This is a genomic window from Thauera mechernichensis (genome assembly GCF_029588855.1).
GTDB classification, from domain to species: Bacteria; Pseudomonadota; Gammaproteobacteria; order Burkholderiales; family Rhodocyclaceae; genus Thauera; species Thauera mechernichensis.
The window spans coordinates 13,741-32,230 of record NZ_JARQZE010000017.1; the positions used below are offsets into that span (position 1 = coordinate 13,741).

General features: G+C 65.8%; 24 protein-coding genes. 10 read left to right on the plus strand and 14 right to left on the minus strand.

Annotation, left to right across the window (positions count from 1 at the left end; translation table 11 throughout):
• The first annotated feature begins 45 nt into the window (after positions 1-45).
• A complete protein-coding gene (locus P7F68_RS16625; protein WP_002929370.1) occupies positions 46-318 on the plus strand; it encodes an oxidative damage protection protein in 273 nt (90 codons plus the stop codon).
• Positions 319-399: 81 nt separating this feature from the next.
• Here P7F68_RS16625 and phoU read toward each other — a convergent pair whose 3' ends face one another.
• The 4 genes from phoU to P7F68_RS16645 form a co-directional block, all read right to left on the minus strand.
• A complete protein-coding gene (gene phoU, locus P7F68_RS16630) occupies positions 400-1,095 on the minus strand; it encodes a phosphate signaling complex protein PhoU (protein WP_277834810.1) in 696 nt (231 codons plus the stop codon).
• Positions 1,096-1,189: 94 nt separating this feature from the next.
• Positions 1,190-1,849: a ribose-5-phosphate isomerase RpiA gene (gene rpiA, locus P7F68_RS16635; RefSeq protein ID WP_277834812.1), complete on the minus strand. Its 660-nt coding sequence runs from the start codon at positions 1,847-1,849 to the stop codon at positions 1,190-1,192.
• A 26-nt stretch (positions 1,850-1,875) separates the two neighbouring features.
• Positions 1,876-3,126, minus strand: a complete 1,251-nt coding sequence (gene moeA / locus P7F68_RS16640; RefSeq protein WP_277834814.1) for a molybdopterin molybdotransferase MoeA — start codon at positions 3,124-3,126, stop codon at positions 1,876-1,878.
• 363 nt (positions 3,127-3,489) lie between these two features.
• A complete protein-coding gene (locus P7F68_RS16645) occupies positions 3,490-4,119 on the minus strand; it encodes a c-type cytochrome (protein ID WP_002929361.1) in 630 nt (209 codons plus the stop codon).
• A 122-nt stretch (positions 4,120-4,241) separates the two neighbouring features.
• On the opposite strand from P7F68_RS16645, the gene yihA reads away from it, so the two are divergent.
• From yihA to P7F68_RS16660, 3 genes are all read left to right on the plus strand, one after another.
• Positions 4,242-4,892, plus strand: a complete 651-nt coding sequence (gene yihA, locus P7F68_RS16650) for a ribosome biogenesis GTP-binding protein YihA/YsxC (RefSeq protein ID WP_270069432.1) — start codon at positions 4,242-4,244, stop codon at positions 4,890-4,892.
• A gap of 177 nt (positions 4,893-5,069) precedes the next feature.
• Positions 5,070-6,086 (plus strand): porphobilinogen synthase, encoded by a 1,017-nt coding sequence (hemB, locus tag P7F68_RS16655; RefSeq protein WP_002929357.1) that lies wholly within the window; start codon positions 5,070-5,072, stop codon positions 6,084-6,086.
• 8 nt (positions 6,087-6,094) lie between these two features.
• On the plus strand, positions 6,095-6,601 hold the full coding sequence (locus tag P7F68_RS16660; RefSeq protein ID WP_277834874.1) for a GNAT family N-acetyltransferase: 507 nt from the start codon (positions 6,095-6,097) through the stop codon (positions 6,599-6,601).
• A gap of 5 nt (positions 6,602-6,606) precedes the next feature.
• Here the strand turns inward: P7F68_RS16660 and P7F68_RS16665 are convergent, their stop codons facing one another.
• Together P7F68_RS16665 and P7F68_RS16670 are read right to left on the minus strand one after the other, a co-directional pair.
• The gene (locus P7F68_RS16665; protein WP_277834818.1) at positions 6,607-7,254 is read right to left on the minus strand and encodes a pyrimidine 5'-nucleotidase; all 648 of its coding nucleotides are present in this window, start codon (positions 7,252-7,254) and stop codon (positions 6,607-6,609) included.
• Between the two features lie 23 nt (positions 7,255-7,277).
• Positions 7,278-8,201, minus strand: coding sequence for a methyltransferase domain-containing protein (locus tag P7F68_RS16670; protein WP_277834820.1), 924 nt, complete (start codon positions 8,199-8,201; stop codon positions 7,278-7,280).
• Between the two features lie 98 nt (positions 8,202-8,299).
• Here P7F68_RS16670 and P7F68_RS16675 point away from each other — a divergent pair, with 98 nt between their 5' ends.
• Positions 8,300-9,019, plus strand: a complete 720-nt coding sequence (locus P7F68_RS16675; RefSeq protein WP_051018794.1) for a ComF family protein — start codon at positions 8,300-8,302, stop codon at positions 9,017-9,019.
• A 60-nt stretch (positions 9,020-9,079) separates the two neighbouring features.
• The gene (locus P7F68_RS16680; RefSeq protein WP_277834824.1) at positions 9,080-9,550 is read left to right on the plus strand and encodes a tRNA (cytidine(34)-2'-O)-methyltransferase; all 471 of its coding nucleotides are present in this window, start codon (positions 9,080-9,082) and stop codon (positions 9,548-9,550) included.
• Between the two features lie 79 nt (positions 9,551-9,629).
• Here the strand turns inward: P7F68_RS16680 and P7F68_RS16685 are convergent, their stop codons facing one another.
• Genes P7F68_RS16685 through P7F68_RS16710 form a run of 6 tightly spaced genes read right to left on the minus strand, consistent with a single transcriptional unit; the run spans position 9,630 to position 12,684 of the window.
• Complete coding sequence (locus P7F68_RS16685) at positions 9,630-10,622, minus strand: NAD(P)H-dependent glycerol-3-phosphate dehydrogenase (RefSeq protein WP_002938912.1); 993 nt, start codon at positions 10,620-10,622, stop codon at positions 9,630-9,632.
• Positions 10,619-11,098: an SH3 domain-containing protein gene (locus P7F68_RS16690; protein WP_002938908.1), complete on the minus strand. Its 480-nt coding sequence runs from the start codon at positions 11,096-11,098 to the stop codon at positions 10,619-10,621. The genes P7F68_RS16685 and P7F68_RS16690 overlap by 4 nt, the downstream gene beginning before the upstream one ends.
• A 10-nt stretch (positions 11,099-11,108) precedes the next feature.
• A complete protein-coding gene (secB, locus tag P7F68_RS16695) occupies positions 11,109-11,573 on the minus strand; it encodes a protein-export chaperone SecB (protein WP_002929331.1) in 465 nt (154 codons plus the stop codon).
• Between the two features lie 56 nt (positions 11,574-11,629).
• Positions 11,630-11,905: a glutaredoxin 3 gene (gene grxC / locus P7F68_RS16700; protein ID WP_232431598.1), complete on the minus strand. Its 276-nt coding sequence runs from the start codon at positions 11,903-11,905 to the stop codon at positions 11,630-11,632.
• Positions 11,902-12,318 (minus strand): rhodanese-like domain-containing protein, encoded by a 417-nt coding sequence (locus P7F68_RS16705; RefSeq protein ID WP_002938900.1) that lies wholly within the window; start codon positions 12,316-12,318, stop codon positions 11,902-11,904. Before P7F68_RS16705 ends, grxC begins: the two co-directional genes overlap by 4 nt.
• Before the next feature lie 36 nt (positions 12,319-12,354).
• The gene (locus P7F68_RS16710; protein ID WP_002929327.1) at positions 12,355-12,684 is read right to left on the minus strand and encodes an ArsR/SmtB family transcription factor; all 330 of its coding nucleotides are present in this window, start codon (positions 12,682-12,684) and stop codon (positions 12,355-12,357) included.
• A gap of 172 nt (positions 12,685-12,856) precedes the next feature.
• Between P7F68_RS16710 and P7F68_RS16715 the strand changes: the two genes are divergently transcribed.
• From P7F68_RS16715 to P7F68_RS16730, 4 genes are read left to right on the plus strand one after another with little or no spacing between them, the layout of a single operon-like run.
• Complete coding sequence (locus P7F68_RS16715; RefSeq protein WP_037982611.1) at positions 12,857-14,197, plus strand: murein hydrolase activator EnvC family protein; 1,341 nt, start codon at positions 12,857-12,859, stop codon at positions 14,195-14,197.
• Between the two features lie 49 nt (positions 14,198-14,246).
• Complete coding sequence (locus tag P7F68_RS16720; RefSeq protein WP_277834830.1) at positions 14,247-15,614, plus strand: S41 family peptidase; 1,368 nt, start codon at positions 14,247-14,249, stop codon at positions 15,612-15,614.
• Positions 15,615-15,637: 23 nt separating this feature from the next.
• Positions 15,638-16,087: a hypothetical protein gene (locus tag P7F68_RS16725; protein ID WP_277834831.1), complete on the plus strand. Its 450-nt coding sequence runs from the start codon at positions 15,638-15,640 to the stop codon at positions 16,085-16,087.
• Positions 16,088-16,095: 8 nt separating this feature from the next.
• Entirely contained in the window at positions 16,096-16,851 is a 756-nt protein-coding gene (locus P7F68_RS16730) for a HesA/MoeB/ThiF family protein (RefSeq protein WP_277834833.1), read from the plus strand.
• A gap of 27 nt (positions 16,852-16,878) precedes the next feature.
• On the opposite strand, the gene ribD is transcribed toward P7F68_RS16730, so the two are convergent.
• The gene (gene ribD / locus P7F68_RS16735; protein WP_277834835.1) at positions 16,879-17,970 is read right to left on the minus strand and encodes a bifunctional diaminohydroxyphosphoribosylaminopyrimidine deaminase/5-amino-6-(5-phosphoribosylamino)uracil reductase RibD; all 1,092 of its coding nucleotides are present in this window, start codon (positions 17,968-17,970) and stop codon (positions 16,879-16,881) included.
• Positions 17,951-18,466, minus strand: coding sequence for a transcriptional regulator NrdR (gene nrdR / locus P7F68_RS16740; protein WP_002931684.1), 516 nt, complete (start codon positions 18,464-18,466; stop codon positions 17,951-17,953). Before nrdR ends, ribD begins: the two co-directional genes overlap by 20 nt.
• Positions 18,467-18,490 lie beyond the last annotated feature (24 nt).

Genomic DNA, 18,490 nt, shown 5'->3' on the forward strand with positions numbered 1-18,490 from the left:
GGGGCTTCGTGTATCAATGAACCCGACAGCAGAGAGGATTGAAAGATGGCTCGCATGGTCAACTGCGTGAAGCTCGGTCGCGAGGCCGAAGGTCTGGACCTTCCGCCGGTTCCGGGCGCGCTCGGCAAGCGCATCTTCGAGAGCGTTTCGAAAGAGGCATGGCAGCAGTGGGTCAAGTACCAGACCATGCTGATCAACGAGAACCGCCTCAACCTGATGGATGCGCGCGCGCGCAAGTACCTCGCCGAACAGATGGAGAAGCACTTCTTCGAAGGTGGCGCGGATCAGGTCTCAGGCTACGTACCGCCCAGCAACTGAACCCGGGCGATCGGCAAGAAAAACGGGGATGCCTGCGCATCCCCGTTTTTCTTTTACCGCGGCTTCGATTCGTGCGGACGCTCAGTGCTTTCCGCCGAGCACGGCTTGCGTGTTTTCGAAGCGCACGTCTTCGCCGCTCACCATATAGACGACGTGCTCGGCGACGTTCATCGCGTGATCACCGATGCGCTCGATCGACTTGGCGATGAACAGCGTCTCCAGGCTGCTGGTGATGGTGCGCGGGTCTTCCATCATGTAGGTGATGAGCTGGCGCATCGTGCCCTTGAACTGGGTGTCGACCTCGGCGTCCTTGAGCTTGATCTCCTGAGCGTGGCTGGCGTCTGCGCGGGCGAAGCCGTCGAGCGCGGTACGCAGCATCTCGAGCACGAGTTGAGCGGACTGGCTCAGGCCCACGCGCGGCGTGAAAGGGACGTCGGCCGAATGCAGGCGGCGGGCTGCCTTCGCGATCTTCTTGGCTTCGTCACCGATGCGCTCGAGGTCGGCCACGGCCTTGATTGCCGACAGTACGAAGCGCAGGTCGGTGGCGGCAGGTTGGCGCCGGGCGATGAGCCGGCTGCATTCGTCATCGAGCTTGATCTGCGCGAGGTTGACTTCCTTGTCTCCCGCTGTAACCGCATCCAGCAGGGCCAGGTCGCCACTTGCCAGGCCTTCCAGCGCGCGTGCGACCTGGGTTTCGACCAGACCGCCCATCTGCAGTACGCCGCGGCGGATTTCTTCGAGTTCGACGTCGAACTGCTTAAGAGTGTGTTGAGTCATTGTTGCCATGGTCCAGTCGGAAGAAATGGAAGGCTAGCAGGCGTTTGTTAAGCTTTTGTTTCATTCTGCTCTTGCCGTCCTGATTTGCTCCGCCCTATCGAACGTAGCGCTCGACGCCGCCGGCGGTTGCCAGCAGCAGGATGTCGGCGCCGCGCTCGGCGAACAGGCCGTTGGTGACGACGCCGACGATCTGGTTGATGCGCGCTTCCATCTCGATCGGGGTATCGATCGACAGGCCGTGGACGTCGAGGATCAGGTTGCCGTTATCGGTCACGAAGCCCTCGCGCATGCGGGGTTCGCCGCCCAGGCGCCGCAGCGCACGGGCGACGTGGCTGCTCGCCATCGGGATCACCTCGACCGGTAGCGGGAAGCGGCCAAGCACGTCGACGCGCTTGCTGGCGTCGCAGATGCACACGAAGCGCTCGGCAACCGCGGCGACGATCTTCTCGCGCGTCAGGGCGCCGCCGCCGCCCTTGATCATGGCGAAGCCTGCGTCGATCTCGTCGGCGCCATCGACGTATACAGGGAGGGTGTCGATGCTGTTCAGATCGAACACGTCGATGCCGTGCGCGCGCAGGCGGGCCGAACTCGCCTCGGAGCTCGATACGGCGCCGCGGATGCGTTCACGCATGCCGGCCAGGGCGTCGATGAAGTGGTTGACCGTCGAGCCGGTACCGACGCCGACGATGGTGCCCTCGGTGATGTAGTCCAGCGCGGCATGGGCGGCGGCTTTCTTGAGTTCGTCCTGGGTCATGGCTTGGGGTCCGGGAGGATGGCTGCTCAGAGCAGGCCGTGAAAGGGTTGAACGTAAACGGTGTCGCCCGGTTGCACCGACAGGCAGTCCTCGGGAAGGACGACGAAGCAGTCGGCCTCCGACATCGAGCTGAGCACGCCCGAGCCCTGAGCGCCGGCGAGGGCGACCGAGCATGCCGCGCCGTCGCGCTGCAGGCGTCCGCGCAGGTACTCGGTCCGTCCTGGCTGCTTGCGCAGGGTGAAGGCCGCCTGGACGGCAAAGCGCTGGGCGGGAGGCAGTGGGGTGACGCCCATGAGCTTGAGCAACGCGTCCTGGACGAACTGAAAGTAGGTGACCATGACGGCGACCGGGTTGCCCGGGAGTCCGAACAGCACTGCATTGCGGATGCGGCCGAAGGCCATCGGCCGTCCAGGCTTGATCGCCAACTTCCAGAACGCGACCTCGCCCATGCGCGCCATCATCTCGCGGATGAAGTCCGCCTCTCCCACCGAGACGCCGCCGCTGGTGATGATCACGTCGGCCGCTTCCGACGCGTCGCGAAAGGCCGCCTCCAGCGCATCGGGCCGGTCGGGGATGACCCCCATGTCAATCAAGTCGCAGCCCAGCCGGGACAGTGCGCCGAAGAGGGTGTAGCGGTTGCTGTCATAGACCTCGCCAGGGCAGAGCGGCCGGCCGATCGAGGCGATCTCGTCCCCGGTGGAGAAAAATGCCACGCGCAGTGGCCGGTATACATCCACTTCGGCAATGCCCAGGGAGGCGATCAGGCCGAGTTCCGCCGGGCCGCAGCGCCGGCCCGCGGCAAGGGCGACCCCGCCTTCGGCAAGATCCTCGCCTGCGCGGCGAAGGTTCTGGCCCTTCTTCTGGCCTGCAGGCACGAAGACCCGGTCGTCGCTGCGGCGCACGACCTCCTGCACGACGATGGTGTCCGCGCCTTGCGGGATCGAAGCGCCCGTCATGATGCGCACTGCCTGGCCCGCGCCGACGATGCCCGAGAACGGCCGTCCGGCGTAGGCCGTGCCGACCACGGCGAGCGCGGTGTCGGTGCCCGCATCGAGATCTGCAGCACGGATCGCGTACCCGTCCATCGCCGAGTTGTCATGCGAAGGTACGTTGTAAGGGGCGATGACGTCGGTACGCAGTACGCGGCCAAGCGCCGCTCGCACAGCCACTTTTTCCCAGCCGCACAGCGGAGAGAGTGAGTCCAGTATGGCTGCGCGTGCCGTATCGACCGACAGAAAGCTGCGTGCGGGATCGGCGCTTGAGCTGGAGGAATTCATGGCTGTCGTGGTCCTGAGTGAGGGCCGGCCTTCGGCGTCAAGGGTCTGGCGTGCGGCAGGTCGCCAGCGTGATCGTGGGCGGGGCGCCACCGTCGCCTCTGCATGCGGACTTGAAAGCGGGGCGGCACGGCGATCTCAGGCGGCGCAATCCTGGCGCAGAGGCTCACCGGAGCGGCGCCGCGCGCGCGCGGGGCCAGCAGCGCAGGGCTCGCCTGGGGCGGCTGGAGCGGACCGAAGAATCGGCGCCGAGGGGCTGGAAACCAGCCGGAAGGGTGGGCTGCGGCGCTCAAGGAGGGCAGGGCTGCGGCCCGCCGCGGCAACCAGGGCGGGTGAGCCGCCCCCGTTGCCGCGGACTGCAGTTGCTTAGCGCAGGCCGGCAGCGTAGTCCGAAACGGCCTTGATTTCCGCATCGGTCATCTTGAGCGCAATCATGCGCATCATGCTGTTCGGGTCGTTGTGGCGAACGCCGTCGCGGAAGGACTTCATCTGCGCTTCGGTGTACTCGGCGAACTGCCCGGACAGGCGCGGGTACTGTGCAGGCATGCCGGCGCCGGCGGGGCCGTGACAGGCTGCGCACGCAGGTACGCCCTTGTCGGCGATACCGGCACGCCAGATGGCACGGCCGCGCTCGATGGTGTCGAGGTTCTTGGCCGGCTCGGGCTGCAGCTCGAAGGAGGCGTAGTAGCGTGCCAGCGCCCGCATGTCGTCTTCCTCGAGGCCGGCGACCATGGCCGACATGACTGCGTTTTCACGCGCCGGGGTGTTGCCGTTCCAGCCCTTGAATTCGCGCAGTTGCTTGAAGAGGTAGTCTTCATGCTGCCCGGCGATCTTCGGGTTGGCCGAGAGCTGGCTGTTGCCATCGGCGCCGTGACAGGCCGCGCAGAGCGTCTCGGCGGTCTGTTTCGCCTTGGCGAGGTCCGGAGCCTGGTCCTGAGCCTGGAGGCTGCCGGCGACCAGCAACAACGACGAGAGCAGCAGGGAACGCTTGATCATGATGTCCTCGGAAAGCCGTGAGTGATTATTTCAAACGCGGTATTCTATAACACGAAACCCCGCTTGCGCGATGCGAAGTGGGGTTTATCCCGCAGCCAACCGGCTTTTCCGGCCGATTCTTCATGCCAATTTTCCGCAACGCACAATTCGAGATCTCGATCGCCAAGCCATCCGGCCTGCCTCCGCCCTCCGGGCCGGAGGTTGCCTTCGCAGGGCGTTCCAATGCCGGCAAGTCGAGCGCGATCAATACGCTCGCCGGACACGTCCGCCTGGCTTACGTGTCGAAGACGCCTGGGCGTACCCAGCTCATCAACTTCTTTCGTCTGAACAATGGCGCGCTGCTCGTCGACCTGCCGGGCTACGGTTACGCGGCCGTCCCGGAGAAGGTCAGGCGTGACTGGCAAGGCCTGATCGAGACCTACCTGAAGAAGCGCGAGAGCCTCATCGGCCTGGTGCTCATCATGGACTCGCGCCACCCGCTCACGCCGCTCGATCGCCAGATGATCAACTGGTTCGCTGGCACCGGGCGACCGATGCATGTCCTGCTGACCAAGAGCGACAAGCTGTCGCGTGGCGCGGCTGCGGCGACCTTGCAGGATGTGCGAGCGCAGCTGCGTCCGCTCGGCCCGCTCGTTACCGTGCAACTCTTTTCGAGCTTGAAGAAGAGCGGCGTGGAGGAGGCGGAGAGGGTGATCGGTGGCTGGCTCAACGGGGAGGCTGCGCCCCCCGATGAAGCTGGAGAGGAAACAAAAGCCCCCGACCAGGGGACTTAGTCGGGGGCCAAAAATGCCTCACGGGGCGTGAGGCACCCGCTCAGGGAGGTGAAGCGGGAGATGGCCGGCAAGCGGCCGGGCGCCATCTGCTTGCTAAGATGCATGACTTCGGCCGGAAGTTCCGCGGCCACTGCCCGGGCAGCCTTTGAGAATTTGCGAGAACAGCGAGAACACACTATGCGACCGACTGGAGCATTCCCCTCGATCCGCATGCGCCGCATGCGTCGTGACGATTTTTCGCGGCGATTGATGCGCGAGCATGTGCTGACTGCGGACGACCTCATCTACCCGGTTTTCGTCCTCGATGGCAGCGCGCGCAGCGAGGCCGTGCCGTCCATGCCTGGCGTGGAGCGGGTGTCGATCGACCGCCTGCTGAAGGTGGCCGAGGAGGCGGTGGCGCTGGGTGTGCCGGCGTTGGCGCTGTTTCCAGTCATCGATGCCGCAGGCAAGACCGAGGGGGCTGAGGAGGCGTGGAATCCCGATGGTCTTGTGCCGCGCACCGTCCAGGCCCTCAAGGCGCGTTTCCCCGAGCTTGGTGTGATCACCGACGTCGCGCTCGATCCCTACACCAGCCACGGCCAGGATGGCCTGATCGATCCCGCAGACCCGCGCGGCTATGTCATGAACGACGAGACGCTCGAGGCGCTGGCCAAGCAGGCGCTGTGCCATGCACAGGCGGGCGCGGACGTGGTGGCACCCTCCGACATGATGGATGGGCGGGTCGGGCGCATCCGTGCCGAGCTCGATGCGGGCGGGCACATCCACACGCGCATCCTCGCCTACTCGGCCAAGTATGCCTCGAGCTTCTACGGCCCTTTCCGTGATGCCGTCGGTTCCGCGGGCAACCTGGGCAAGGGCAACAAGTACACCTACCAGATGGATCCGGCCAACAGCGACGAGGCGATCCGTGAGGTTGCGCTCGACATCGCAGAGGGGGCGGACATGTTCATGGTGAAGCCGGGCATGCCGTATCTCGATATCGTGCGGCGGGTCAAGCAGGAGCTCGAGGTGCCGACCTACGTTTATCAGGTCAGTGGCGAGTATGCGATGCTCAAGGCGGCTGCGGCCAATGGCTGGCTCGACGAGAAGGCGTGTGCGCTCGAGGCGCTGCTTGCCTTCAAGCGCGCGGGCGCGGATGGCATCCTCACTTACTACGCGCTCGACGCCGCGCGCTGGATGAAAGCCGGCGCGTGAGCGGGTGGATGGAGATGGAGGAGGTGGCAAACGGCGTGACGCTGCGACCGATGCGGCAGGCTGACCTTGGCGCGGTGCTGGCAATTCAGCGCCTCGCCTACGGCGACGATTACCAGGAGGGCGCCGAGGTGTTCGCCCGCAAGCTCGCACTCGCGCCCGCTGCGTGCTGGTTTGCCGAGCATGGGGGTAAGGCACTCGGCTATGTCTTTGCTCACCCCTGGTCGTCGGGTGTTCCTCGCCTGCATGCGCCGATCGAGCGCCTGCCGGACGTCCTCGAGCAGGGCTTCCTGCACGATCTCGCGGTGTCGCCCGCAGCGCGCGGGCTGGGCCTTGGACGGGCCTTGTTCGGCAAGGTGCAGGCCTGGTCTCGGGCGAGCAATCTGCAGGCTCTCGGCTTGGTCGCGCTCGCCGATGCGGTCGATTTCTGGCGCGGGCTTGGTTTTGCTGCCGATGGCGCTGAGTTGCCCTGTGGGTACGGTGCAGGGGCGCTCTACATGCGTCGCTCCGCGGTCTGATCGCCTCAGGCAAGCAGGGCGCCGAGGCGTCGGCGCAGGTCTAGGATCGAGGCCAGCTTCAGATCCACATACCCCGGCGTGCGCAGACCTCGGCCAACCAGCACCGTGCGCATGCCCAGGCGCTTGGCCGTGCGCAGATTCACCGCTGAGTCTTCGAGCATGATGCAGTGCGCCGGGTTGAGACGGTGCGCACTCAGCAGGCTGCGATAGGCGCGAATGCCGGGTTTGGGGTGGAAGTCCAGGTCCTCGATGCCGATCACTGTCTCGAACAGATCGGACACGCCCATGATGTCGAGGACGGCGTTCGCATAATGGCGGGGTGCGTTGGAGAACACGAAGCGCCGACCGGGCAGTTTGCGCAGCATGCCGCGCAGGGCGCGATCGAATACCATCATTTCGTGCAGGCGGTCGAAGCGGTGAGTTTCGTGCAGGAAATGGCGTGGATCGGTGCCGTGGTGGCGCATCAGGCCGAGCAGCGTGGCGCCGTAGCGGTGCCAGTAGTGTGTGCGCAAGGCGTTGGCCTCGCCGCGGGCCAGCCCGAGGTGCTGCTCGAGATAGTCCGTCATGCTGCGGTTGATGTGCGGGAAGATGTGCGGGCTGGCGTTGTGCAGGGTGTTGTCGAGGTCGAATAGCCAGATCGGGGTGCGGGGCATCTTGTTCGGCTTCCGTGTCGGGGTCAGCGTCCGCCGTGGCGAGGCTGGAACCGCACGATGCTGCGGCCATCGTCGGTGGTCTTCGCTGCCGTTTTCCAGGCATGGCCCTGGATGATCTCGAAGGTTGCGGGCAGTCGGCCGTCCTTGCGCAGGCGCTCGTATGCGGCGCGCGCGGCTTGCCAGCCGCTGCGCCCGGACAGGCCGCGCGGGCGGTTCGTCGCTGCGTTGCGTGCGCCGCAGGCACGCAGGTCGGCGAACAGGGTGTCGAGATCGGTGTAGGTGAGGGTCAGCACTTCCATGTCCATCACCGGGTCGGAGAAACCGGCTTGCACAAGGGCGTCGCCGAGGTCGTGCATGTCGATGAAGCGGTGCACGCGTTCGCCGTGGGTGGTCGGCAGGGTCGCACGCAGTTCGCGCAGCGTGTCGGGGCCGAGGGTGGAGAACATCAGCAGTCCGCCCACCTCGAGGCTGCGGTGAGCCTCCTTGAATACCGGCAAAGGGTCGGTCAGCGCGGGCAGCATGAGGTTGGACCAGATCAGGCTCAGGCTCGCTCGCGCCAGCGGCAGCGCTGCAGCGTCGGCCACCAGGTGCGGCAGTGGGGTTGCGGGATGCCTGCCGAAGAGGCGGTCGAGCAGGCCGCGACCACCCGTGGTGTTCGCGCGCGTGCGCGCGCCGGCCCGGGCCAGCATTGCGGGAGAAAAGTCGGCGGCGAGTACACTTGCCTCGGGGAAGCGTGCGCTGAGGCGGGCGAGGTCTGCGCCGGTGCCGCAGCCGAGGTCGAGGATGCGCCGCGGCGCGATGCGTATGTAGTCGAGACGCTCATCCATTCGCCGTGCGACTTCGCGGGCAAGGACGTCGGCGCCGTCGACCGTGCCCGCTGCACGCTCGCAGCGGCGGCGCAGTAGTGCGCGGTCGAGCGCGAAGACCGGGGCGGTATCGGTGCTCATCGCTGCGGGTTGCGGTCTGGCGGCTTCGACACCGTTGTCATGAGCGGCATTCCGGGCTGTAATTGCGAGGTGCGCATGTTCTTTCATCGGAAGAAAACTTGTCAAACTCCGCGCTTGATCTGCTCGCCCTGTGGCAACGCGTCGCCGACGTCCTTGCGCCGCAGGATTGCTTCGTCTGCGGAGCGAATGCGGGTGGCCAGGCTGTGTGCGAGCACTGCGTTGCAGAGTTGCCGCGGCGTCCCGCAACGGCGTGCCCGCGTTGCGCCTTGCCGGGGCTGGCGGGGGCCGAGTGCGCAGCCTGTCAGCGTACGCCTCCCGCGTTCGATGCGACACGCGCCCTGTACGATTTCGCATTCCCTGTCGATGCGATGGTGCATGCGCTCAAGTATCGGCATCAACTCGCGCTGGCATCATTCTTTGCCGATGCGCTCATCGCGCTTGCGCGCGACTTCGGCGGCGATGCGGACCTGGTATTGCCGATGCCATTGCATCCGCTGCGCCTGGCCGAGCGTGGGTTCAACCAGGCAGTCGAGATCGCACGCCCCTATGCGAGAGCAAGGGGCTTGCCGCTCGCGCTCGCCCTTGTCGCCAAGGTGCGCAACGCCGAGCCGCAGGCCGGCCTGGACCGCGCGGCACGCTTGCGCAATCCGCGCGGCGCTTTCGGCTGCGACACCGCACTCCATGGCAAGCGGGTCATCGTGGTGGATGACGTGATGACTACGGGCGCCACCCTCGACGAACTTGCACGCTGTCTCAAGTTGCGCGGTGCGGCGTGGGTGGGCAACCTGGTGGTCGCGCGTACCCCCGCCCCTTACTGAACAGGCCGTGCTGCGGTACAGTGCGCGCCCGATACCCCTTCCGTTTCCGCATGGGCCCCGATGTTCGAGATCGTCCTCTACCAGCCCGAGATTCCGCCCAATACCGGCAATGTGATCCGCCTCGCGGCCAACAGCGGCTGCCGCCTGCATCTGGTCGAGCCGCTCGGTTTCGACCTGACGGACAAGCAGTTGGCCAGGGCCGGGCTCGATTACCACGACCTCACCTGCGTGAGCGTGCACTCGGACTGGGCGCATTGCCTGGAGGTACTTGCTGGCCGCCGGATGTTCGCCCTCACTACGCGCGGAACGGTACGTCATGACAAGGTGGCTTGGCTGCCCGGCGATGTTCTCGTCTTCGGTCCCGAAAGCAGGGGCTTGCCCGACGCCGTTCTGGATACGTTCGCGCCGGAGCAGCGCATTCGCATCCCGATGCGCCCGACCAATCGCAGCGTGAATCTCTCGAACTCGGTCGCGATCGTGACCTATGAGGCCTGGCGCCAGCACGATTTTGCCGGGGCGCTTGCGGTTTAGCGCCCGATGGCTGCAGATCGACGTCGCATGCTACGGCGCCGAGCCGATGCGGCCCGTAGCACTGCGCGGTCCATGCGGGTTACTCGTCGCGGGGGTCGCGGGCGAGCAGCAGCTCAACCGCCTTGCGAGCATTGAGGCCGTGGTGGAGCAGGGCGTCGATCGCCTCGCAGATCGGCATCTCGATGGCGTGGCGATGGGCGAGCCCCACCACTTCGCGCGCCGTCGATACCCCTTCGGCAACATGACCAAGTTCGCGCAGGATGTCGTCCAGCGTCTTTCCGGCAGCCAGGGCGAGGCCGACACGCCGGTTGCGTGAAAGGTCGCCGGTGCAGGTCAGGATCAGGTCGCCCATGCCGGCAAGGCCCATCAGCGTTTCCGCGCGACCGCCCAGCGCCTGGGCGAGGCGGGCGATTTCGGCCAGTCCGCGCGTAATGAGCGCGGCACGGGCATTGAGGCCGAAGCCCATGCCGTCGGAGACCCCCGCAGCAATTGCCATCACATTCTTGACCGCGCCGCCGATTTCGCAGCCGACGAGGTCGGTGTTGGCGTACAGGCGCAGGCGCGGTTGATGCAGCGCTCCGATCCAGTGGCGGGCAAAAGCGGGGTCGTGGGCAGCCAGGGTGATGGCGGCAGGCAGTCCGCGTGCGACCTCTGCGGCGAAGCTCGGGCCAGTCAGAACCCCGCACGGCGCATCCTTGCCGAGCTCTTCGGCCACGATCTCGTGCGGGAGCAGGCCGGTACCCGCCTCGAAGCCTTTGCAGGCCCATAGCAGCGGGGTCGCCGGCTGCAGGCGGTGGAGCTGGCGTGCGGTGTCACGCAGCCCGGACAGCGGGGTCACGACGAGATGAAGGTCGGCGCGGTGTGCCGCAGTTTCAAAATCGGGTTCGATGGCCAAGGCGTCGTGGAGCCGAACGCCCGCCAGGTATCGCAGGTTTTCGCGGCGATCCGCCATCTCGCCGAGATGTACGCGGTCGCGGCCCCACAGGCAGACGTCGTGGCTCGCGCTGAAAGCCTGGGCGAGCGCGGTGCCCCAGGCGCCCGCGCCGAAGACGGCAATGCGGCAGCGCTTCACAGGCCCCACACCTCACTCACGCGCACGTAGCCCTCGACGCCGTCGCGATGGCGCACGCGCGCCCAGCCCACCGCTGCCGGCTCGACGAGATCGAGCACGACGTTTCGTGTGGCTTCGAAGCTCACGGCTGCATCCTCGCGAGCTTCCCGGCGGATGCTTGCGCGTTCCACGGACACCATCACGGTGCGTCGCGGCACGAGCACATGGCCTTCAATCCAGCTCAGGCTGCCTTCAGGGTCGCGCACCCGTACCCAGCCGTCCTGAGTGACGATGATCTCGAGTGGTGTGCCTGCACGCAGCACGAACAGCTGTCGCCCTTGTGGCGAGGGTGCGTCGCGGACGACTGCCTCCTCGCCGAGCGAGCGGAACTCGATCGCCTGGGCGCTCGCCATGGCCGGGGCCGCGCTCGCGGCAAGCACCGACAGGAACCGTAGCCCGGTCTGCCAGTGTGCGGTCCTGCGATGCCCGGCGTTCATGAGCGTGGTCTCACTGAATGGGGACTTCGGCAGGCGCGCCCTGGCTGGCCTGCTGGCGCTGCGCCTGATAGAGCGCCTCGAAGTTGACCGGCGACAGCAGCACGGGCTGGAAGCCGGCGCGGGTGACGGCGTCGGAAACCGCTTCGCGGGCATACGGGAAGAGAATGTTCGGGCAGCCGATCATCATCACCGGCTCGAGATCGGCTTCGGGCAGATTGCGGATCTGGAAGATGCCGCACTGGGCCACTTCGACGAGGAACAGGGTGCGGTCCTCGCCGATCTTCGCGCTTACGGTGACGGTCAGCGCAACCTCATAGACGCCCTCGTCGACCGCCTGCCCGGAAGTGCGCAGCTGAACGTTGATCTGCGGGCTCTCGCGTTCGAGGAAGATCTGCGGTGCGCCGGGAACCTCGAGCGAGAGGTCCTTTACGTACAGCTTTTCGATGGAGAAGACGGGTTGGGTATTTTCCGACATGGATGAGAGTCCGTTCAGGGTTCGTTCAGTAAAGGGCGGTTGCGCTGGTCCGTGCTTCAGGCAGGCTCGCCACGCAGCAATGCATCGAGCTTGCCTGCGCGGTCGAGTGCGTGGAGGTCGTCGCAGCCACCGACATGGTAGTCGCCAATGAAGATCTGTGGAACCGTTCGCCGCCCGCTTGCCTTCATCATTTCTTCGCGGCGTGCAGGGTCGAGGTCCACGCGGATCTTGTCGAACTCGCCGACGCCCTTGTGCAGAAGAAGCTGCTCTGCCCGAATGCAGTAGGGGCAGGTGGCGGTCGCATACATGCGGACGCGGGGCTGAGTGCTCATTTGCGCTTCTTGCTGACCGGCTGGCCGGCCTTCTGCCATTCCATCATGCCGCCGCGCAGGTTGTAGAGCTTTTCGAAGCCCGCCTGGCGCAGTTGCTTGATCGCTGTGTTGGAGCGGCTGCCGGTGGCGCAGCACAGGATCACAGGATGGCTCTTGTACTTGTCCATCTCCTTGCTGCGGCGCTCGAGCTCGCCGAGCGGGATGTGGCGCGCGTTGGGAATATGGCCCTGGGCATATTCGCCTTGTTCGCGCACATCGATGATCACCGCGTCTTCACGGTTCACAAGGAGCGTCGCCTCGATCGGCGAGAGTTGGCTCTTGTCGCCGCGGTTGCGGATCATGTCGACCATGAGCCAGGTGCCCGAGAGGGCTGCGAGGGCGGCCCAGTACCAGTTCTGCTGCAGAAAATCCACGAAAGGGGGTGCTCCGTCTGTTGGGTTCGGTTGGGGTCAGCTCTTGCCGGGTTCTACGCCGCAGAAGACCTCGCGCATCAGGACGATCAACTGCAGGGTGCGTTGGTCGCCTACCCGGTAGTAGACCCGGTTGGCGTCCTTGCGCGTCTGCAGCACGCCCTTGTCGCGGAGGATGGCAAGATGCTGGGAGATGTTGCTCTGCGAGGTGCCGACCGCATCGACGATGTCCTGGACGCACTCCTCGCCTTCGCCGAGCACGCACAGGATCTTGAGGCGCAGCGGATGGGCGATCGCCTTCAGGGCGCGAGCAGCGGTTTCGATGTGCTCGTGCTTGTCGATGAGGGCGAATATGTCGTCATTGTTCACGATGAAGTCGGCTCATTGGAAAGCGCTAGTATAAAATAACGTGTTGCCCTGATGCAGGGGTGGCCGCTGTTGGCGACGATTATTGCAGGTGGACGAAGGCGCATTCTGATGTACGTGCATTGCTTCCCGTATCCGGGGAAACCGAACTCTCGTGCCGGGCGTCGAAGCGAACATGCGTGATCGCTCCAGGGCAATGCTGGCGGGACTGGCGCTAGCCTGTATCGGCGCCGTGCTCTCGTCGCCCGCGGCAGCACAGGCTCAGTCGGGGGGCGAGATCGTGGAGCGCCGCTCCGATCTCGAAGACCTCAAGAAGCGTATCCAGGATCTTCAGCAGGACATCGCCCGTACCGAGCAGGTGCGCTCCGGCGCTGCCGAGGCGGTGGTCGAGGCCGAACGCGGCGTGTCGCGCGTCCGTCGGGAGCTTGCCCGCATCGAGGGCGAGCGCCGTGAGGTGGAGAAGATGCTCCGCCTGCTCGAGGCGGAACAGCGTGCCACGGAGCAGCGTATCGAGGCTCGGCGTGGCGAACTCGCGGAGTGGTTGAGGCGTCACTACGTGCATGGCGGTGCCGATGGCGTGGCGCCGCTGCTGTCCGCGCGGGATCCGAACCAGCTTGCGCGTGACGCGCACTATCTCGAACACCTGGGGCGCGCGCGCCTGGGGCTGATCGATGGCCTGCGCACAGACCTGCGCGAGACGGCGGCGCGTGCCGCCGAGATCCAGTCGCGCCGTGACGGCCTGGTGGCGCTCGAGGCTACGCAGCGCAGTCGGCAGGCCGAGCTCGAAGCCGTGCAGGCGCGGCGCAAACAGGCGCTGGCGGAGGTTTCGCGCCAGTTGCAGGACCAGAAGAAGCAGGTCAGCACGCTGCAGCAGGACGAGCAGCGCCTGGCCAAGGTCATCGATACCCTGGTGCGCAGGGCGCGCGAGGCCGCAGCGCGCGAGGCTGCGCGTCGGCTCGCCGAGCAGCGCGAAGCCGAGCGTCGCGCTGCGCAGGCCGCTCTGGCTGCACAGGCGCAGCGCCAGCCTGCAGAGGGTGCCGCATCGCGGCCCACGCGCCGTGCCGAGCCTGCGGTTGGCGAGGTGCGTGCGACGCCGACGCCGACGCCGACCGGCGTGCGTTTCGCGCAACTGCGCGGACAGTTGCGCTTCCCGGTGCGGGGCGAACTCGTTGGCCGTTTTGGTGCTCAAAGAGCCGGTAGCGGCACAACCTGGAAGGGTGTATTCATCCGTACCGGCGCGGGTGCCGAAGTCAAGGCCGTTGCTGGCGGCGAGGTGGTGTTCTCCGACTGGCTGCGGGGTTACGGCAACCTCCTCATCATCGATCATGGTGGCGACTATCTCTCGATCTACGGCAACAACGATGCCTTGCTGAAAGAGGTCGGAGATCGCGTGGCCGGTGGCGATACGGTTGCCAGCGTGGGCAGCAGCGGGGGGGGCGAGGATTCGGGTTTATACTTCGAGATCCGCCACCAAGGACAGCCGCTGGACCCGATGCAATGGGTGCGGCTCAACTAGCTTACGGCCACGGGACGAGCGCCCGGGTGGGCGAAACAACGGAGTTTTCATGGGCAGCAAGCTGAAGCAGTTCGGTCTGGTGATGACCGGCGTGGTCGCCGGCGTGATGATCAGCCTAAATTTTTCCGCAAACGCCGACCGTAGCGCGCCGATGCCGCTGCCGGTCGATGAGTTGCGTGCCTACGCCGACGTATTCAATGCGATCAAGCAGGGCTACGTCGAGCCGGTCGAGGACAAGAAGCTCATCACCGACTCGATCAGCGGCATGCTGTCGGGTCTCGACCCGCATTCGGCCTATCTCGATGCCGAGGCCTTCAAGGACCTTCAGGTCGGCACCCAGGGCGAGTTCGGCGGCCTGGGTATCGAGGTTGGCATGGAGGACGGCTTCGTCAAGGTGATTTCGCCGATCGAGGATACGCCTGCGTTCCGGGCAGGTGTGCAAGCCGGCGACCTGATCGTCAAGCTCGACGAAACGCCGGTCAAGGGCATGAGCCTGAACGACGCGGTCAAGCGCATGCGCGGCAAACCGCGTACCGACATCACGCTCACCATCATGCGCAAGGGCGAGTCGCGTCCGATCGTGCTCACCCTCACGCGTGAGGTCATCAAGGTGCAGAGCGTGCGTTCCAAGGTGATCGAGCCTGGCTTCGGCTACCTGCGCATTGCGCAGTTCCAGGAGAACACCGCGGCCTCGGTGGTCGAGCATTTCAACAAGCTCGCTGCGGACGCTCCGCTGCAGGGACTGGTGCTGGACCTGCGCAACGATCCGGGTGGTCTGTTGCATGGCGCGGTGGGCGTTTCGGCGGCGTTCCTGCCTGCCAACACGCTGGTCGTGTCCACCGATGGGCGTACCGATGATGCCCGGCGCGAATACCGCGCCACCCCTGCGGACTACCTGCGCGGCACGCGGGACGACTTCCTGCGCCGGTTGCCGCCCGCAGCGAAGGATGTGCCGATGGTGGTGCTGGTCAACGCCGGCTCCGCATCCGCGTCAGAGATCGTCGCCGGTGCGCTGCAGGACCACAAGCGCGCCACCGTCATGGGGACGCAGACCTTCGGCAAGGGCTCGGTGCAGACCATCCTGCCGCTGAACAACAACACCGCCATCAAGTTGACGACGGCGCTTTACTACACGCCCAGTGGGCGCTCCATCCAGGCCAAGGGGATCGAGCCCGATGTCGTCGTCGAGGAAAGCGCCAATGGGTCGAGCCGCCGTGTGCGGGAGGCCGACCTCGTCGGCCACCTTGGCAACGGCAAGGGCGGCGAGGGTGAGGCCGCGAAACCAGAGGCTGGTCGTGGCGCCGATGCCGAGGAGGCCGAGCCGGTCCGATTCGAGCTCGCCGGCGAGAACGATCATCAGCTCCAGCAGGCTATCCGCCTTCTCAAGGGTGAGCAGATCGTCCAGAATCAGGAATAATCCATGATAAAGGGAGGGGCATGATGCGCAGGGAGACCGCCTATAAGCTTGCAGGCAGGCATCATGATCGTCCCGTGCCGGGCGCGGACATCCACAAGCAGCGTGAGATCCGCTTCAAGCCTTTGCCGCCGGGGCAGATGGAGAGGGCCTGGCGGGCGCTGCGCCTGCTCAAGGATCTTCACATCGAGCGCACGGCCGACCCGCTGTGTGTCGTGGTGCGCTACTCGGTGCTCGACTATTCGCTCGAGACGCTCGAGGACGCGCTGCGCGAGGCCGGCTTTGCACTCGAGAACTCGCTTTATGTGAGGCTGGTGCGGGCAATCGTGTATTTCAGCGAGGAGACCCAGCGTCACAACCTGCTCTCGCCCGAGCGCCTGATCAAGCAGTCGAACGAGGTCTATATCCAGGCATGGAACCACCATGCCCATGGTGACCACGATGACACTCCGCCCGAGTTGCGCGAGTACAAGTGAGTTCTGCAATGGATGACGAGCAACTGCTGCGTTACAGTCGGCACATTCTCCTGCCCGAGATCGGCGTCGAGGGTCAGCAGGCTTTGCTGGACGCGCGCATGCTCATCATCGGCGCCGGGGGGCTGGGCTCGCCTGCTGCCATGTATCTTGCAGCCGCCGGCGTCGGTACCATTGCGATCGCTGACGATGATGAGGTCGATCTCACCAATCTGCAGCGACAGATCCTGCATACGGCCGACATGGTGGGGGCGCCCAAGGTCGAATCAGCGCGCCTGACACTGAACCGGCTCAATCCGCTCACGCGCGTCGAGCCGCTCAAGTTGCGGCTGGAGGGCGAGTCCCTTGCTGCCGAAGTTGCGCGTGCGGACGTGGTGCTCGACTGCTCCGACAATTTCGCCACCCGGCATGCCATCAACCGCGCCTGTCTGCAGCATCGCAAGCCGCTGGTCTCGGGGGCGGCGATTCGCTTTGATGGGCAGGTGTCGGTGTTCGATCTGCGCCGAGCCGACAGCGCCTGTTACCACTGCCTGTTTCCGGAGGGCGAGGATCTTGAAGAGGTCCGCTGTGCCGTCATGGGGGTGTTCGCTCCGATTGTCGGCATTGTTGGCACCACTCAGGCGGCCGAGGCGCTCAAGCTCGTGATTGGCTGCGGTAACTCGCTTGACGGCCGCTTGCTGCTGCTTGACGGCCTAGACATGGAGTGGCGCAGCATCAGCCTCGGCAAGGATCCAGGCTGTGCAGTGTGCGCGCGTGCGGCCGCCTGACTGAGGGGCTGGTTACGCAGCGTGCGTTCAGCGTCTGGGACGTGCGATGACGCGCAGGTCACGACCGATCGTGCGCATGTCGGTCACATCGAGTTGGGTCGCGTCGTCCAGCCGGGTCAGGGCGGGCAGGTTGAACAGCCCCTGGGCGGTGTCGCCGGCCAGCATGGGTGCGAAGTAGAGCAGCAATTCATCGACGCAGCCCTCGCGCAGCAAGGAGCCGTTGAGCTTCAGTCCCGCTTCGGCGTGTATCTCGTTGAAACCGAGGCGGCCGAGCTCTCGCATCAGCGCAGGTAGGGCTACTTTCCCGTTTGTGTCTGGCAGCACGATGATCTGGTGTCCGCTCTCGAGCAACGGCGCCATGCGCGCGTGCTCCTCGCACGCGGTGGCGATCAGGATCGGAGCACCCTGCAGAATACGAGCCGCTGCGGGAACCTCCAGTCGCGCATCGATGAGGATGCGCTGCGGCTGACGTTCACAGACTATGTCGCGTACGGTCAGCTGTGGATCGTCTTCGCGTACGGTGCCAATCCCGGTGAGGATGGCGCAGGCACGTGCGCGCCAGCGGTGACCGTCCCGTCGCGCCTCCGCGCCCGTGATCCACTGGCTGACGCCGTTGTTAAGCGCAGTCTTGCCGTCGAGGGTGGCAGCGGCCTTGAGGCGCAGCCAGGGCCGGCCGCGGGTCATGCGCGACACGAAGCCGATGTTGAGTTCGCGTGCTTCGGTGTCGAGCAGGCCGTGTTCGGTGACGATTCCTGCCGCGCGCAGGCGTGCCATGCCGCGGCCGGCCACCAGCGGGTTGGGGTCTTCCATTGCCGCGACGACGCGGCTGACGCCTGCCTCGATGAGGGCGTCGGCACATGGCGGCGTGCGACCGAAGTGCGAGCATGGCTCGAGCGTGACATAGGCGGTGGCTCCGCGTGCGTCGGCGCCAGCCTGCTGCAAGGCGTGGATCTCGGCGTGCGGTTCGCCAGCACGTTGATGCCAGCCTTCGCCCACCGTCCTGCCGTCGCGCAGCAGCACGCAGCCGACGCGTGGGTTGGGAGAAGTGCTTTCCAGTCCGCGCCGGGCGAGCGCGAGCGCGCGCGCCATCGCGGCATGGTCAGTTGCCGAAAAGGTCATCTTCGGATGTGGCAGGCGGGTTTGCTGCACCGCGTCCCCGCTTGGGGCGACTCTGTACCTCACGGATCACTTCCGAGAACTCGTCGACATCGGCGAAGTTGCGATACACGGATGCAAATCGGATGTATGCCACCTTGTCGAGCTTCTTGAGCTCCTTCATGACCAGTTCGCCAATCTTCTCGCTCGGGACTTCCGGTTCGCCCATGGAGAGCAGGCGCGCTTCGATGCGGTCGACCGCAGCATCAATGGCCTCGATGGTGACAGGTCGCTTACGCAGCGCCAGCTTCATGCTGCCGGCCAGCTTGGCGTGGTCGAACTCGCTGCGGTTGCCGTTGCGCTTGACGATATGCGGCATCTTCAAGTCGATGCGCTCGTAGGTGGTGAAGCGCTTGTCACAGCTCACGCAGCGGCGGCGGCGGCGGACGACGTCACCGTCCTCATTCTCGCGGGTGTCGGTGACCTGGGTGTTGGGATCGCCGCAGAAGGGGCATTTCATGGCCGGGGGGGCTCGTGGGCGGAG